Genomic DNA, 14510 nt, shown 5'->3' with positions numbered 1-14510 from the left:
ATGTTATTTTAATGCTTTTGCCTGGCCTAAGTAAACTGCAATTTTTTCAGCTTCTGGAGCATCGGCATATTCATCTTCAATTGTTGTTAAGTATTCTTCTGCTTTCGCACCTTCTCCTACTTCGATCGCAGTAATAGCAGCTTTCAATAAGAATTTAGGTGTTGTAAAATCGTTAGTTCTCATTTTTGCAGCTTTTTCGTAGTAACCTAAAGCTTCTTCAGGTTGCTCTAACTGCATAAATGCATCACCAATCGCTCCGGTAGCTAATGGCGCTAAAATTTCATCTTCACTAGAAAAATTCTCTAAGTAATTTACAGCTTTATCGTATTTACCGGTATTTAAGTAAGCCATACCTGCATAATAATTAGCAAGGTTTGCTGCGTTGGTGCTTCCGTAGTTATCGATAATATCTAAGAAACCATATTTACCAGCACCACCGTTTAAAGCCAAATTATATAAAGAGTCTTGAGCTTTACCCGATGCGTCTAAAGCATTTTCGAAATAAACCTGAGATTGAGAGATCTCGTTCGCTGCTTCTTGCTCTTTAGGTTGATCGATAAACTTTTGGTAACCTAAATAACCTAAGACTGCTACAATAACAACCCCAATAAAAATAAAGATAGGTTTTTGGTTACTTTCTAACCATTCTTCAGTTTTATTAGCACCTTCGTCAAGGTTATCAAAAACTTCTTGCGTAGTAGATTCTCCTTCTACATATACATTTTCATCTTCATTGATCTCTTCTTGCTCTTTTTCCGGTTTCGGCTTGTAGCCTCTTTTCTTATATGTTGCCATAAAATTATCTTAAATGATGCGCAAAAATATAATTTTTATTTATATATAAAAGAGATTTTTTTTGTTATTTTTCAATACTTTGCAGACTATAATAATTAAATTCTCGACCTAACAAATTCAACAAAAAACTACTGTTTTTCAATTCTTTATGCATTTAAAAAAACTTTCTTTACTGAATTATAAAAATTTTGAAACTGCAAATTTTGATTTTGACGAGAAAATAAATTGCCTTGTAGGTCATAATGGCGTGGGTAAAACTAATGTGCTCGACAGCATTTATCATTTGGCTTACGGGAAGAGTTATTTTAACCCGATCGCTTCTCAAAATATAAATCACGAAGCCGATTTTTTTGTGATCGATGGTGAGTTTGAAAAATTAGAACGTTCAGAAAAAATAGTGGTTAGTGTAAAAAAAGGTCAGAAAAAGGTAATTAAACGAAATGCAAAAGCTTACGAAAAGTTTAGTGAACATATCGGCTTAATTCCGGTAGTGATCATTTCTCCGGCAGATCGAGATCTTATTATTGAAGGTAGCGAAACACGAAGAAAATTTATCGATAGTATTATCTCGCAAAACGATAAGGAATATTTGGACCTATTAATGAAGTACAACAAAACCTTATCACAACGAAATTCTCTGTTGAAGTATTTTGCGGCGAATCATACTTTCGACAGTTCTACGCTCGACATTTACAATTTACAAATGAGTGAAATGGGTGAAATCATTCACCAAAAACGAATTGATTTTTTAAACACCTTCACTCCTATTTTTAAAGAACGCTACCAAAGTATTAGTAATGCCAAAGAAGAAGTGAGCATTAAATACAAAAGCCAGCTTAGCGACGAAAAATTAAATGTATTGTTTGAAAAAAATCTACAAAAAGATATGGCTTTACAATATACCGGCGTAGGAACGCATAAAGATGATCTTAGCTTTAAAATTAAAGGACATCCGGTAAAAAAGTTTGGATCGCAAGGACAACAAAAGTCGTTTTTAATCGCTTTAAAATTGGCGCAATACGATTTTATGAAAGCCCAAAGTAAGGTAAACCCAATCTTATTGCTCGATGATGTTTTTGATAAATTAGATGAAAATCGTGTCGCACAAATTGTAGATTTGGTCACAAAAGACGATTTAGGTCAGCTTTTTATAAGCGACACGCACGCCGACCGAACCGAAAATGTGGTAAAAGCCAATGCCAACCAATATAAAATGATTCAACTATAAAAGATGAAATTTAAAAAATTAGCATTCCTCTTACTAAGCATTACTTTTTGCTTGAGTTGCCAAGAAACTAAAAAAGAAGATTTAAACCAATTAAATGGTTACTGGGAGATTAAAAAAGTGAAACAGAAAAACGGAAAAGAAACTGTTTTTAAGTTTAACGAAACAGTAGATTTTATTGAATTTGAAAACAACAAAGGCATTCGAACCAAAGTAAAACCAAGCTTACAAGGCGATTTTAAAGCCACAAAAGATGCTGAAAGTTTTACGATCACCAAAGAAAACGATCAATGGATCTTTCATTACAAAACAGCAATGGACGAATGGCAGGAAACTTTGCTTCGTTTAGATGAAAATGAATTTCAGGTACAAAACGACCGAGAAATAATTTATACTTACCAACGCTTTAACGGATATTTAGATGGCACGAAATGATGAACACCAATCGATAAGTGATGTTTTAAAAAACTTTGTCGATAAAAATAAATTACAAAAAGGCCTGGATCGCGTAAATGTGAAAGAAGTTTGGCAAGCGCAAATGGGTCCGGCGATTAATAAATACACCACCTCAATTCAGTTGAATAACGACACGTTGTATATCGAATTAAGTTCTTCGGTTTTACGGGAAGAACTGAGTTACGGTAAAGAAAAAATCATTAAAATGATGAATGAAGAATTAGGGAAAGATCTGGTAAAAAAATTAGTTTTACGGTAAAAATTTCTTTGAACGATTTCCTGTAATCTGTCATTGAATGTATCGTCAACCTGAACTTGATTCAGGTTCTTATCCTCAAATGTTTGAATTTTAAAATTTTTATGAGATTCTAGTTCAAGTTCGGAATGACGCAAATCTAAATGATAAAAATATTCAACTCTATAAAACAAAAAAGCTCGTTAGGTTTCTAACGAGCTTTTTTTTGTATTGCGTTTTGCGGTTTAGAATTGCTCTCTACCAGCAAAATGAAAATCTCCTTCGATTTTAGCATTTTCATCGCTATCACTTCCGTGAACTGCGTTTTCACCAATAGAAGTTGCGAATTTTTTTCTAATCGTTCCTTCAGCAGCTTCTTCAGGATTAGTAGCACCAATTAGGGTTCTAAAATCTTCAACTGCATTGTCTTTTTCAAGAATAGCCGCGACAATAGGTCCGCGAGTCATAAATTCTACTAATTCACCAAAAAACGGACGCTCTTTGTGTACTGAGTAAAATTCTTCAGCATCTCTAGTAGTCATTTGCGTTAACTTCATTGCTACAATTCTAAAGCCTGAAGCTGTAATTTGTTCTAAAATTGCTCCGATGTGACCGTTTTCAACCGCGTCTGGCTTTATCATTGTGAAAGTTCTATTTCCTGCCATGATTGTATTTTTAAATTTTGTGCAAAAGTAATGATTTCCTTCGCAATACCTAAATTTCTAACATTTTAATAAACAAACTTCTGAAAATAAATTCAGAAATATTATAAATTGTATATTCGTGAGCTATGAATTCAACAGAAATTAAAGACCTAAAATCACTATTAGCAAGTCCTAAAAAAATAGTGATCGTACCGCATAAAAACCCCGATGGTGATGCGATTGGCTCTACCGTTGCGCTTTATAATTTTCTTAAAAGTAAGCAACACGATGCCGTTGTGATTGCCCCTAACGAATATCCTGAATTTTTAAAATGGGTTCCCGGTCAAGAAGATGTACTTATTTTTGAAAAGAACACTGAAAAAGCAACACAATTAATTAGTGATGCTGAAGTAATTTTCACCTTAGATTTTAATCATTTTTCACGCACCGGAATGATGGAAGAAGTTTTAGCAAAAACTGAAACCACCTATGTAATGATCGATCATCACCAACAACCAGATGATTATGCAAAATTCACCTATAGTGATGTAAGCTGTTCTTCTACGTGTGAAATGGTGTATAATTTCATTGAAATGCTCGATGAAACCGATAAGATTTCTCCTGAAATTGCAAGTGCGTTGTATTTAGGGATTATGACAGATACCGGCTCGTTTAGGTTTTCTTCAACCACCAGTAAAACGCATCGCGTCATTGCAAATTTGATCGATAAAGGTGCTAAAAACGCTAACATTCATCAAGATACCTTCGACAACAGTTCTTACGAGCGTATGCAACTTTTAGGTGTGGCGTTAAATAATATGAAAGTTTTTTCTGAATATAAAACGGCTTATATTACACTTTCTCAAGAAGAGCTCGATAAGCATAATTTTAAAAAAGGTGACACTGAAGGTTTTGTAAATTATAGCCTCGGAATTAAAGGAATAATTTTTGCCGCTATTTTTATTGAAAATAAAGCAGATAAAATTATTAAAATTTCATTGCGTTCTAAAGGAGATTTTGATGTTAACCAATTTGCAAGAAAGCATTTTGAAGGTGGAGGTCACATTAATGCTGCCGGCGGAAAAAGCGATCTTAACCTCAAAGAAACCACTCAAAAATTTGAGCAACTTCTTGCAGATTACGAAAATGAATTGAAAAATGAAGCTTAAAATTTTTACCGCTATACTTACACTTTTAGCTTTCGTAGGTTGCAAAACACCCGAAGCGCGAGAGCCGGTTTCTCAAAACTCCGGTTCTTTTATACGAGAATCTGTAAAGAGAAATCAAAAATTAGTTGCGAAAGAAGAAGAGCGTATTCAGGAGATAATCCAAAAAGATACGGCGCATAATTATATTTCTTCCAGCGATGGGTTTTGGTATTACTACAACACCAAAGTTACGCAAGATTCGATTTCACCTGTTTATGGAGATTTGGTGAATTTCAATTACGATATTTCTACCTTAGAAGGAACTTCGATTTATTCAACAGAAGAAATTGGAACTCGAGAGTATAAAATAGATCAGGAAAATGTTTTTAATGGCCTGCGCCAAGGTTTAAAATTAATGAAAGAAGGAGAAACCTTAACCTTTCTTTTTCCTTCCTATAAAGCTTTTGGTTATTATGGCGATCAAGAAAAAATTGGCAGAAACGTCCCCATACGTTCTACCATTACTTTAAATAAAATTATAGAAGAAGATAATTTAAATCAAAACGAGAATTCAAACACACCATGAAAAAACAAACTTTACTTTTAGTGTTAGCAATTGCTTTTAGTGCATTTGCGTGCCAGAAAGAAAAATACCCAGAATTAAAAGATGGTATTTATGCAGAATTTAAAACAAATAAAGGAACTTTTGTAGCTGAACTTTTTTACAAGGCAACCCCAATTACAGTTGCTAACTTCGTTTCGTTAGCAGAAGGAGACAACCAAATGGTAGACTCTACGTATAAAGGTAAAAAATACTTTAACGGGTTAACATTTCACCGTGTAATTAAAGATTTTATGATTCAAGGTGGTGACCCGCAAGGAACAGGACAAGGCGGTCCTGGTTATAAATTCCCTGATGAATTTAATGATACTTTAGTACACGACACGAAAGGAATTTTATCGATGGCCAATGCAGGACCGGGAACCAACGGAAGTCAATTTTTTATTACATTAAAAGAAACTCCGTTTTTAAATAACAAACATTCTGTTTTTGGAGAAATCGTTAGCGGTCAAGAGATCGTAGATTCTATAGGAAGCGTAAAAACTGCTCAGCGTGATAAACCGGTTGAAGATGTAGTGATGCAAGAAGTAAACATCATTAGAAAAGGAGACGATGCAAAATCGTTTGATGCGCCAATGGTATTTAAGCAAGAATTAGATAAAGTAGAGCAGAAAAAAGAAGAAGAAAAAGCAGCCTTAGAAAAAGAGTTAGAAAACCTTAGTGAAGGTTACGAAAAAACTGACAGTGGTTTACGCTACAAAATCACCGAAACCAATGAAGATGGTGAAACTCCTAAAAGAGGACAAAAAGTAAAAGTACATTATACAGGAATGTTTACCGATGGTAAGAAATTTGATTCTTCTTTAGACCGTGATCGACCAATCGAATTACCTGTAGGAATGGGAAGAGTAATCCCAGGTTGGGACGAAGGTTTAATGTTATTAAAAACCGGAGAGAAAGCGAGACTTATTATTCCTCCGCATTTAGCTTATGGAGAATCTGGTTATCAAATTATTCCTCCTAATGCTATATTAATTTTTGATGTTGAATTATTGAGTATTGAAGAATAATCAATATCAAAGACAAACAAATAAAAAGCCTTCGCGAATTGCGAAGGCTTTTTATTTGAATTCTGTTAAAAAATTAACGTTTTAGGTTATAAAAATAAGCTTTTTGTTCTTTTATTTGCGGTCTTAAAAATGAAAAAAAAATGAAAAATTTTTTATTACTAAGTTTATTAGTTTTCAGCAGTTTATCTGCTTTTTCTCAAAATGCCGAATATAACATTGATTATTTTTATGAAGGTTACATTATCACGAATGATGGTGAAGAAAAGAGAGGGTTTATTCAATATTTAGATGAAAGTGATCGCTACGAAAAAGTTTTATTTAAAGCTGAAAAAAGAGGTAAAAAAGAAAAGTTTAAACCTAAAGACATCAAAGCTTACCACGTAGCAGATGTTACTTATCACGCTGTAAAGTACGAAGACATCCCATTTAAAAATGAAAAATTTCTTATTCTAGAAAAAGAAGGTTGCCTTAATCAATATTACTATAGAAAGTATAATAATGAAGATCGAGCTTGGGAGACTGAAGTAATTCTTAAAAATGATGAAAAAGCAATCTCAACCCAGAAATTTATAATGGGGTTTGCCTCAAAGATGGCTGAAATGGTAAAAAGTAATGAAGAGCTTGCCCAAAAAGTAAGAAATAAAGAAAAAGGTTACGGCCTATTTAAACTCGAGGCAATTGTAGATGAATTTAATGCAAATTGTAATGAATAAAATAATATTAACATTCAGCCTCATTATCGGCTTTAATTTAGCCATAAAAGCACAAACATTTAATTGGGGTTACCCTTTTGGTATCGTCGATGAAACTGAAAAAACCATCACCCACGTGGTTGAAGATAAGCTGTATCGAGTTTCTTCTTATTATGATTTAGAAGTATTTAATTTTGAAGTAACTGCCGATCAATTTTCGCTACAAGATTTTAAAAAGATCGAATCCTTAGACCTATCGGTAAAGCAACCTGCAATGGGTTCTGCTATGTTAACCATTAACAGCGTTTATCAGCAAGAAGCAACAGACTTTACTTTTTTTTATACTGAATATAATCGCGATCTTAAACAAAGAGAGTTATTCTGGAATAATGTGAACATAGATTCTGGGGAGAAAAACGACCCTATAAAAATTACTCAACAAGAAGCTAAAAATTCTTTCAACCAAGGTCATTACTACACCGCGCAAAGTGAAAATAAAAAGTTTTATGCTGTTTTAGGAGAAACATATTTTCATAAAAAAGAAAAAGAGAAAATTCAGCTTCTATTATTAGATGCAAATAAGAAAATAGTAAAAGAAACAACTTTTGAATACGATTTGCTCGACGACCGTAACAAAAAACAAGAAATTTTTGTTTCTAATAACGGCGAAGTATTTATTGTAAAAAAAATTGACTTAAAAAAGCAAAAACCATTTCTATCGGTTTATCACTGGAATCCTGCCAGTAATAAAATGAATAATTATTCTCTTAAACAAGATGATAATTACCAGATTTACGATTTTAAAATGAAAGCCATCGATAATGAAATGCTATTTGTTGGTTTACTTAAGTACGAAAAATCGACCTCCATTGGTATGAAAGTAGATATGGATGGTAGACATTCTGGTACTTATGCAGGCGGAATATTATTAACTCGCTTTGCAGCAGATGGATCTTTAGATTATATGCAAAGAAATGACTTTACAAACATCGTTTCTAACTTAACCTTCAATAAAATAATAATTGAAGACACAAATGCCTGGATGATTTCTGATTTAAGCTATGTTGAGAAAAAATCTAAATCTACTAACATTGCTGCCGGGAACATAGAATACGATTACAATTACCTAAACAATGGTTTTCTAATTAGTTATCTAGATACAGAAAACGGCGAGTTAGTGTGGAATCAAAAAATTGAAACTCAAGAACCGGATACCAAGAACGACAACGGCGCATACTTATCTACACTTGCTTTTACTGCTAACGGAAATCTTAACTTACTTTATAACGAAACCAGAGAAGTTCGAAATGATCGTGGCTACAAAAGAAACCGCCGCTTTCCTATTAGACATATATTTTCTACAACTGGGGAAGAGCTTAGTAAAGAAGCAATAATTTCAGCGGGTATTGGTGTGAAATATGATGAAGATTTTGAGTTAAACACCAGCATTTTAATACCAGTTAATGACAATACTTACATTTTAAGAGCTAAAAGTAATAGTCAATTTAAATACGGTTATTTAAAACTATAGAAACTAAAAAACCCTCATCGATCGATGAGGGTTTTCTTTTTTCATAACAATTTTTTTAAGCTGTTTTATAGAGTTTCAATCTCTTTCTTAAGCTCTTCTTTAGATTTACCGGTTTTCTCCTGTAAACGTCCAAGCATTTCATCAAATTTACCTTCAGAGTAGGTTACATCATCATCGGTTACTTTACCATACTTCTGTTTAAATTTTCCTTTTACTTGTTTCCATTTTCCTTCTAATTCCATCTTATTCATAGCTTTTAGTTTTAGTTGTTTAACAATGATTAAATTTACCGCTAAAAACCCTCGAGCTATGCTAAAGAAATCCCATTTTATTCTTAAGGCTTTGTTATTTTCTTATTTAAATAAATTTCGATATTATTTTTTAATAATCGTCAGTTTTACGTTTATCAGTTGCGGAGCGGGAAAAGCTAAAAAATCAGCTTCAATTCAGGTGATTTTTTTAGACGATTATATAATTCCGGCAGAACAATTTATGGGAGATGAAGAAATTGGCGGATTAAGTGGAATCGATTTTGACGGTGAAAACTTTTACGTGGTTTGCGACGCTCCTTCTTCCCCTCGATTTTATCAAATTAACATTAAAACTTCTCTTCAACAAATCGACACCATAGTTTTTGAAAAGCAAATCGAGCTTCAAAATACTTCAGCATTTATTAAAAATAATAGATTCGATCTGGAGTCGATTCTTTATAATGCTGAAAAGAACCAGTTTATATTAAGTAGCGAAGGTTCTATTAAAAATGAAAAAAATCCTACCATATTTAGTATAGATGCTGAAGGAAATTACCAATCGCATTATCAACTTCCCTCCTATTTTTCTGCGGAAGGCGATCAACACCCGAGACATAACGGTGTTTTTGAAGGTTTATCTCACGCGATTAACAAACACGGAATTTGGACTGCAACAGAATTGCCTTTAACTGAAGACGGACCTCAACCCAAATTATACCGCACTAAATCTCCTGTAAGATTTACGTATTTTAATGAAGCGAATGAGGCAGAATTTCAATTTTCATATCTATTAGAACCTATTCAAAAAATTCCTTATTTACCTTTTTCAATTAATGGAGTGACCGATATTTTAGAGATTGCTCCTAAACAGTTTTTAGTTTTAGAACGTGCCTTTTCAGCAGGTAGAGGTAAACGAGCCAATTCTGTTTTACTTTTTAAAGCCGATGCCACTAATGCCAGCAACACCTTAGCCATCGAACAATTAAAGGGAAAAATGAAAAAAGAGATTATCCCGGCAACCAAAGAATTAATTTTCAACTTTAAGCAAATTCGAAAACAACTTCAACAACAACGCATCGATAATATTGAAGGGATATGTTTTGGACCAAAATTACTTAATGGCAACGCTAGTATTTTTGTGATCTCCGACAATAACTTTAATAGTTTTGCCCAACAGATCAATCAGGTAATTTGGCTAGAACTCGTTATGCCATAATTTAAGTTTTCCTTTTATATAAAGTTAACCGGGAATGTTTACTTTTAAATGACTAAATTAAATATTCGTAATGAATCGCTATAAGATTCCGGATCAAGTCTGGAATGACTCAAAAATATAATCGCGGATAAATAATTATTAAACCTTGAAAAAATGAAATACCTATCACTACTGCTAATCACATTTTGTATGTTTAGTTGTAAAGAGCAACAACAAGAAAAAGAAAAGGAAGAAAAAATGGCCATTAGCGAAGCAGAAACCAATTTTAAACCTAAAGATACTACCATTTATTACTTTGTAAGACACGCTGAAAAAGATCGTGAAGCAGATACGAACGATCCGCATTTATTACCGGTAGGAATGCATCGTGCTAATTTTTGGGCAGAAGTTTTAAAAGATAAAAATATCGACTTGGTATTTAGCACCAACTATCAGCGCACCATAGAAACTGCAAGACCTACGGCTGAAGAAGCTGAAGTTAAAATAGAACTCTACAAAGCCAATCATCTTTACAGTAAAGACTTTCAGCAGAAAACCAACGGAAAGCGAGTTTTTATTGTGGGGCATCAAGATACGACTCCGCAATTCGTAAATAAAGTTTTAGGGAAAAACAAATACCAACGCATTGCCGACGATGAAAATTCTGAATTATACACTGTAACGATTTATCCTGACGGAAAGAAAACCAGCCAGGTTAAAAAATTCCCACTACCGGAAGAAGATAATCAGGAGTAAATATTCAACTTCAAAGTTAAGCGCAGTTACGCTCTAAGACTTCCACCTTGATATCTTTATTTTCGATGGTTGAAAATAACTCTAATTCATTTTTTTCAAATAAATCGTCTAAATCTTGTAAAGCCGGAGAAGCATTTTCTTGCGGAGCATAATTTTTATAATCTACAAAACGAATACCTTCAAGAACTCTTGGGTTGATGGCTTCTCTAAAACGCATTCCGCCACCATTTACGTGATATGAATACGCTAAATAATCTACCGTGTAAGAATCTTTATTTACCCAATACATATAGGTATCTTCAAAATCTTCGCCGCCACCTTCTTGCGCAAAATTCACCTGAATTTCGTAATAGGCTTTCCCTTGTATAGAATCTTCAGCAACTAATTCTTTACGTACCGCAGGATCATTCAACCCAAATGGTAGTTGCACAAAATAATGTACCGAGTTGATCGAATTTTTATAATTATTAGCGGTAGTATCGGCAAGAATTTCTTCTTCTCCATTTTTATAATAGGTAAAACCAATGTTGTTTACGGTTCCTAAAGTTTCGTTACCACTACTGTCTTGTTTTTTTCGGCTTAGCTCAAACATTCCGCAGTTACGAGTACTTTTATAAATAGCATCTCTAAATCTAAATTCGATGGTGGCCGTTTCATATCGATTTCCGCCGGCAGAATCGATAACGGTATTCATAATTTCTACTCCTTTTCCGCCATCTTGAGGTGGTGGCATTTTATTACTTTTTTCTTCTTGTGCTTCAACCTTTTCAGGTTTCGGGTCGTTTTTACAAGCGATTAGGGTAACTATTAACAGAAGAAGCGTAATTATTTTTTTCATTGTATATTTTATTAATCTTATCGCAAATGTAGGCAAACCATAAATTTATCGATAGAGTTTAACCAAAAACTTAAGCATCTTCTTTACTATTTTGTAACATTTATTTCTTAAAGAAGTCCTATAATACAGAAGAGTTATTCTAAATTGAAAAAAGCTTACTATTTTAGCGTTTACTATGCAAAAGAACAACATCAACATAAAAAATAGGAAGGCTAAATTTCAATACGAAATACTTGATAAATACGTAGCAGGTATAAAATTAGCCGGTACAGAAATTAAAGCCATTCGCGAAGGCAAAGCCGGTATTGCCGAGAGTTTTTGTGAGTTTCACCGAGGAGAATTGTACGTGATCAATATGCACGTCGATGAGTATTCTCACGCTACACACTTTAACCATAATCCTAAAAGTGAGCGTAAATTATTACTCAACAAGCAAGAACTTCGTAAACTCGAAAAGCAAATCAATCAATCGGGTTTAACCATTATACCGCTTCGATTATTTATTAATGATCGTGGCTTGGCCAAATTAGCAATAGCTCTTTGTAAAGGTAAAAAGACGCACGATAAACGTGAAACGATAAAAGATCGTGAAAACAAACGTCGTCTAGACCGTATCAAAAAAGATTATAACTAATTTGAACCAACAACATTTTGAAAAGACTTTTACTGCTAACACTCTTGTTACTTTCTGGGGTGGTTTCTGCCCAAGTGGTAGGTGAAATTACCGATACCAAAGGTGAAAAATTACCTTACGTAAATATTTACCTTGAAAATAGTTTTACAGGAACTACCTCTAACCAAGAAGGTAATTACGAATTAGAAATTAGCCAACCGGGAGATTATACGATCGTTTACCAATTTTTAGGTTATAAAACGCAAAAGAAACAAGCAAACATTCAATCTTTCCCATATACGATAAACGTTAGTCTGGCTGAAGAATCGACCAGTTTAGAGGAAGTAGTAATTAATTCTGATGAAAATCCTGCCGATCGTGTGATACGTAAAGCGATCGCTAACCGAAAGAAAAACCTGGCCAAAGTTGAAGCTTACACAGCCGATTTCTACTCGCGCGGAATTTGGAAAATTGAAAATGCTCCGGAAAAAATTCTTGGACAAGAAGTGGGTGATCTTGGTGGCGGACTCGATTCTACTAGAAGCGGAATCGTTTATCTTTCTGAAACAAAATCGAAAATAAAATTTAAAGCTCCAGACGATTTTCACGAGAAAATTATCGCTTCTAAAGTAAGTGGCGACGACAATGGTTTTAGCTTAAACAGCGCGCAAGATGCAGATTTTACTTTCTATAACAATACGATCGAACTAAATGCTGAACTCGTTTCCCCTATCGCCGATTATGCGTTTAATTATTACGACTACAAATTAGAAGGTATTTTTTACGACGATCTGGGCAACTTGGTGAATAAAATAAAAGTGATCCCCAAACGACCTAAAGACCGTGTTTTTTCTGGAACCATTTATATTCTGGAAGATTCTTGGGAAATTTACGGGATCGAGTTAACAACCACCGGAGAATCTACACAAATCACTCCGATTGAAACACTAGTTTTCAAACAAAATTTCACCTATTCAGAAAAAGATGAACTTTGGGTGAAGCTTTCGCAAACCGTAGAATTCACCTGGAAAATTTTTGGGATTGGTGGGAACGGTCGTTTTTCTGCTGTGTATAGCGATTACGATTTTAATCCGCAATTTACGAGGGAAGACTTCAGCAATGAGATTTTAAGTTTTGCTGAAAATGCTAACGAAAAAGACTCGATGTATTGGGAAAAAATTAGACCGATCCCGTTAACTACAGAAGAAGTTGATGATTACATTAGAAAAGACAGTATACAAGAGCGTAAAAACTCGCGCGTTTATAAAGATTCTGTCGATCAGGTTCGAAACAAGTTTAAAATTACCGATCCGCTTTTTGGTTATAGCTACAGAAATTCTTTCAAACAATATTCTTGGAATATTAGCGGACCTATAGAAGGTATTCGTTACAACACGGTACAAGGTTGGAACACCACGGTAAACGCCAATTTCACCAAATGGGAAGAAGATTACAATAAATATTGGGGTTTAAATGCTTCAGCTAATTATGGTTTAGCAGACGATCGTTTACGTGTAAAAGGTGGTTTTATTAAAAAATTCAACAATAAATCGAAACCTTATTTCACTTTAAATGGTGGGATTGAAGCAAAACAAATTAACGATACCGAACCTATTTCAACCTTGGTGAGTTCTGTAGCTTCTATTTTATTCGACAAAAATTACTTAAAAATTTACGATCGTACATTTGTAGAAGCACGCTATTCAGAAGAAATTTTTAACGGTTTTAGGTTATATGCCAATGCTTCTTTTGAGCGTCGAAGCGCTTTGTTTGATGATCCTGAAATTATTGAAGATGAAGATGAATTTACCGCCAACAATCCGCTGGCACCTAACGATTTTGATTCTACTCCGTTTGAAGATCATAACATTGCTAAAATTGGGATCACCGGAAGAATTAATTTCGACCAGAAATACTACAATTATCCCGATGGCAAATACAACGTAACAAATTCTGATTATCCTACGCTTTACTTCAGCTACGAAAAAGGCTTTGCTGCAACTGTTGACGATTATAATTTTGACCACTTTAAAGTTATGGCCAACCAACGAGTGAGCCTTCAGAATAAAGGAGATTTTGAATACAGTTTAAAAGGAGGTAAATTTTTAAATGGTGAAAATATTTCGTTGGTCGATCATCAACATTTTAATGGCAACCTAACTCACGTAAAATTAGACCCGAGCATCAATCAATTCAACCTTCTGCCCTATTACGGCTATAGCGCGAACGATACTTATGGTGAGTTGCACGCAGAGCATAATTTTAAAGGTTATCTACTAGGGAAAATTCCGTTACTCAGATCGCTTAATTTTAATACAGTAATTGGAGTCAATTCTTTATGGACAACCGGAAACAAACCTTATTCTGAATATTCTGTTGGGATTAGTAACATTGGTTTTGGTAAATACAGAATTTTACGCGTAGATTACGTAAAAGCTTATCAAGGCGGCTGGCAAGATAGCGGCGTGATGTTTGGCTTAAGTATCGGAATGTAAATTT

Annotated in this window: 16 protein-coding genes; 12 read left to right on the top strand and 4 right to left on the bottom strand. The window is 33.9% G+C overall.

Annotated features, from left to right (window positions below; translation table 11 throughout):
• Nucleotides 1-3: 3 nt before the first annotated feature.
• Nucleotides 4-795: a tetratricopeptide repeat protein gene (locus G551_RS0114695; RefSeq protein WP_027886270.1), complete on the bottom strand. Its 792-nt coding sequence runs from the start codon at nucleotides 793-795 to the stop codon at nucleotides 4-6.
• A gap of 148 nt (nucleotides 796-943) precedes the next feature.
• Here G551_RS0114695 and recF point away from each other — a divergent pair, with 148 nt between their 5' ends.
• The 3 genes from recF to G551_RS0114680 are packed head-to-tail and all read left to right on the top strand — an operon-like array spanning nucleotide 944 to nucleotide 2735.
• On the top strand, nucleotides 944-2023 hold the full coding sequence (recF, locus tag G551_RS0114690; protein WP_027886269.1) for a DNA replication/repair protein RecF: 1080 nt from the start codon (nucleotides 944-946) through the stop codon (nucleotides 2021-2023).
• Nucleotides 2024-2026: 3 nt separating this feature from the next.
• Nucleotides 2027-2455: a lipocalin family protein gene (locus G551_RS0114685; protein ID WP_027886268.1), complete on the top strand. Its 429-nt coding sequence runs from the start codon at nucleotides 2027-2029 to the stop codon at nucleotides 2453-2455.
• Nucleotides 2442-2735, top strand: a complete 294-nt coding sequence (locus tag G551_RS0114680; protein ID WP_027886267.1) for a DUF721 domain-containing protein — start codon at nucleotides 2442-2444, stop codon at nucleotides 2733-2735. Before G551_RS0114685 ends, G551_RS0114680 begins: the two co-directional genes overlap by 14 nt.
• A 221-nt stretch (nucleotides 2736-2956) precedes the next feature.
• Here G551_RS0114680 and G551_RS0114675 read toward each other — a convergent pair whose 3' ends face one another.
• On the bottom strand, nucleotides 2957-3376 hold the full coding sequence (locus tag G551_RS0114675) for a nucleoside-diphosphate kinase (RefSeq protein WP_027886266.1): 420 nt from the start codon (nucleotides 3374-3376) through the stop codon (nucleotides 2957-2959).
• Between the two features lie 125 nt (nucleotides 3377-3501).
• On the opposite strand from G551_RS0114675, the gene G551_RS0114670 reads away from it, so the two are divergent.
• The 5 genes from G551_RS0114670 to G551_RS0114650 all read left to right on the top strand — a co-directional run bounded on the left by G551_RS0114670 (nucleotide 3502) and on the right by G551_RS0114650 (nucleotide 8358).
• A complete protein-coding gene (locus G551_RS0114670; RefSeq protein ID WP_027886265.1) occupies nucleotides 3502-4524 on the top strand; it encodes a DHH family phosphoesterase in 1023 nt (340 codons plus the stop codon).
• On the top strand, nucleotides 4514-5089 hold the full coding sequence (gldI, locus tag G551_RS0114665; protein WP_027886264.1) for a gliding motility-associated peptidyl-prolyl isomerase GldI: 576 nt from the start codon (nucleotides 4514-4516) through the stop codon (nucleotides 5087-5089). Before G551_RS0114670 ends, gldI begins: the two co-directional genes overlap by 11 nt.
• Nucleotides 5086-6135 carry a peptidylprolyl isomerase gene (locus G551_RS0114660; protein WP_027886263.1) on the top strand — a complete coding sequence of 350 codons (1050 nt, stop codon included), beginning with the start codon at nucleotides 5086-5088 and terminating at the stop codon, nucleotides 6133-6135. The genes gldI and G551_RS0114660 overlap by 4 nt, the downstream gene beginning before the upstream one ends.
• A gap of 140 nt (nucleotides 6136-6275) precedes the next feature.
• Nucleotides 6276-6848: a hypothetical protein gene (locus tag G551_RS0114655; RefSeq protein ID WP_027886262.1), complete on the top strand. Its 573-nt coding sequence runs from the start codon at nucleotides 6276-6278 to the stop codon at nucleotides 6846-6848.
• Entirely contained in the window at nucleotides 6841-8358 is a 1518-nt protein-coding gene (locus G551_RS0114650; protein ID WP_156876812.1) for a hypothetical protein, read from the top strand. The genes G551_RS0114655 and G551_RS0114650 overlap by 8 nt, the downstream gene beginning before the upstream one ends.
• A 65-nt stretch (nucleotides 8359-8423) precedes the next feature.
• Here the strand turns inward: G551_RS0114650 and G551_RS0114645 are convergent, their stop codons facing one another.
• A complete protein-coding gene (locus tag G551_RS0114645) occupies nucleotides 8424-8609 on the bottom strand; it encodes a CsbD family protein (RefSeq protein ID WP_027886260.1) in 186 nt (61 codons plus the stop codon).
• A 58-nt stretch (nucleotides 8610-8667) separates the two neighbouring features.
• Between G551_RS0114645 and G551_RS0114640 the strand changes: the two genes are divergently transcribed.
• Together G551_RS0114640 and G551_RS0114635 are read left to right on the top strand one after the other, a co-directional pair.
• Nucleotides 8668-9825, top strand: a complete 1158-nt coding sequence (locus tag G551_RS0114640) for an esterase-like activity of phytase family protein (RefSeq protein WP_084626435.1) — start codon at nucleotides 8668-8670, stop codon at nucleotides 9823-9825.
• A 153-nt stretch (nucleotides 9826-9978) separates the two neighbouring features.
• The gene (locus tag G551_RS0114635; RefSeq protein ID WP_084626433.1) at nucleotides 9979-10560 is read left to right on the top strand and encodes a SixA phosphatase family protein; all 582 of its coding nucleotides are present in this window, start codon (nucleotides 9979-9981) and stop codon (nucleotides 10558-10560) included.
• Nucleotides 10561-10576: 16 nt separating this feature from the next.
• Here G551_RS0114635 and G551_RS0114630 read toward each other — a convergent pair whose 3' ends face one another.
• Entirely contained in the window at nucleotides 10577-11398 is an 822-nt protein-coding gene (locus tag G551_RS0114630) for a DUF6503 family protein (RefSeq protein WP_027886257.1), read from the bottom strand.
• A 175-nt stretch (nucleotides 11399-11573) separates the two neighbouring features.
• On the opposite strand from G551_RS0114630, the gene smpB reads away from it, so the two are divergent.
• Both smpB and G551_RS0114620 read left to right on the top strand, forming a co-directional pair.
• Nucleotides 11574-12032, top strand: a complete 459-nt coding sequence (gene smpB, locus G551_RS0114625; protein ID WP_027886256.1) for an SsrA-binding protein SmpB — start codon at nucleotides 11574-11576, stop codon at nucleotides 12030-12032.
• Between the two features lie 17 nt (nucleotides 12033-12049).
• Nucleotides 12050-14506 carry a DUF5686 and carboxypeptidase regulatory-like domain-containing protein gene (locus G551_RS0114620; protein ID WP_229797326.1) on the top strand — a complete coding sequence of 819 codons (2457 nt, stop codon included), beginning with the start codon at nucleotides 12050-12052 and terminating at the stop codon, nucleotides 14504-14506.
• Nucleotides 14507-14510: the final 4 nt, after the last annotated feature.

Origin of the sequence: Mesonia mobilis DSM 19841 (assembly GCF_000423405.1) — a bacterium.
In the GTDB taxonomy this organism is placed as follows: domain Bacteria; phylum Bacteroidota; class Bacteroidia; order Flavobacteriales; family Flavobacteriaceae; genus Mesonia; species Mesonia mobilis.
The sequence above is the reverse complement of the archived record's forward strand: the minus strand, read 5'-3'. Positions and strand labels throughout refer to the sequence as shown.

Excerpts from the sequence above, each read along its gene's own strand:
- G551_RS0114695 (WP_027886270.1), bottom strand. The coding sequence starts at position 795 with ATGGCAACATATAAGAAAAGAGGCTACAAGCCGAAACCGGAAAAAGAG.
- recF (WP_027886269.1), top strand. The coding sequence starts at position 944 with ATGCATTTAAAAAAACTTTCTTTACTGAATTATAAAAATTTTGAAACT.
- G551_RS0114685 (WP_027886268.1), top strand. The coding sequence starts at position 2,027 with ATGAAATTTAAAAAATTAGCATTCCTCTTACTAAGCATTACTTTTTGC.
- G551_RS0114680 (WP_027886267.1), top strand. The coding sequence starts at position 2,442 with ATGGCACGAAATGATGAACACCAATCGATAAGTGATGTTTTAAAAAAC.
- G551_RS0114675 (WP_027886266.1), bottom strand. The coding sequence starts at position 3,376 with ATGGCAGGAAATAGAACTTTCACAATGATAAAGCCAGACGCGGTTGAA.
- G551_RS0114670 (WP_027886265.1), top strand. The coding sequence starts at position 3,502 with ATGAATTCAACAGAAATTAAAGACCTAAAATCACTATTAGCAAGTCCT.
- gldI (WP_027886264.1), top strand. The coding sequence starts at position 4,514 with ATGAAGCTTAAAATTTTTACCGCTATACTTACACTTTTAGCTTTCGTA.
- G551_RS0114660 (WP_027886263.1), top strand. The coding sequence starts at position 5,086 with ATGAAAAAACAAACTTTACTTTTAGTGTTAGCAATTGCTTTTAGTGCA.
- G551_RS0114655 (WP_027886262.1), top strand. The coding sequence starts at position 6,276 with ATGAAAAATTTTTTATTACTAAGTTTATTAGTTTTCAGCAGTTTATCT.
- G551_RS0114650 (WP_156876812.1), top strand. The coding sequence starts at position 6,841 with ATGAATAAAATAATATTAACATTCAGCCTCATTATCGGCTTTAATTTA.
- G551_RS0114645 (WP_027886260.1), bottom strand. The coding sequence starts at position 8,609 with ATGAATAAGATGGAATTAGAAGGAAAATGGAAACAAGTAAAAGGAAAA.
- G551_RS0114640 (WP_084626435.1), top strand. The coding sequence starts at position 8,668 with ATGCTAAAGAAATCCCATTTTATTCTTAAGGCTTTGTTATTTTCTTAT.
- G551_RS0114635 (WP_084626433.1), top strand. The coding sequence starts at position 9,979 with ATGAAATACCTATCACTACTGCTAATCACATTTTGTATGTTTAGTTGT.
- G551_RS0114630 (WP_027886257.1), bottom strand. The coding sequence starts at position 11,398 with ATGAAAAAAATAATTACGCTTCTTCTGTTAATAGTTACCCTAATCGCT.
- smpB (WP_027886256.1), top strand. The coding sequence starts at position 11,574 with ATGCAAAAGAACAACATCAACATAAAAAATAGGAAGGCTAAATTTCAA.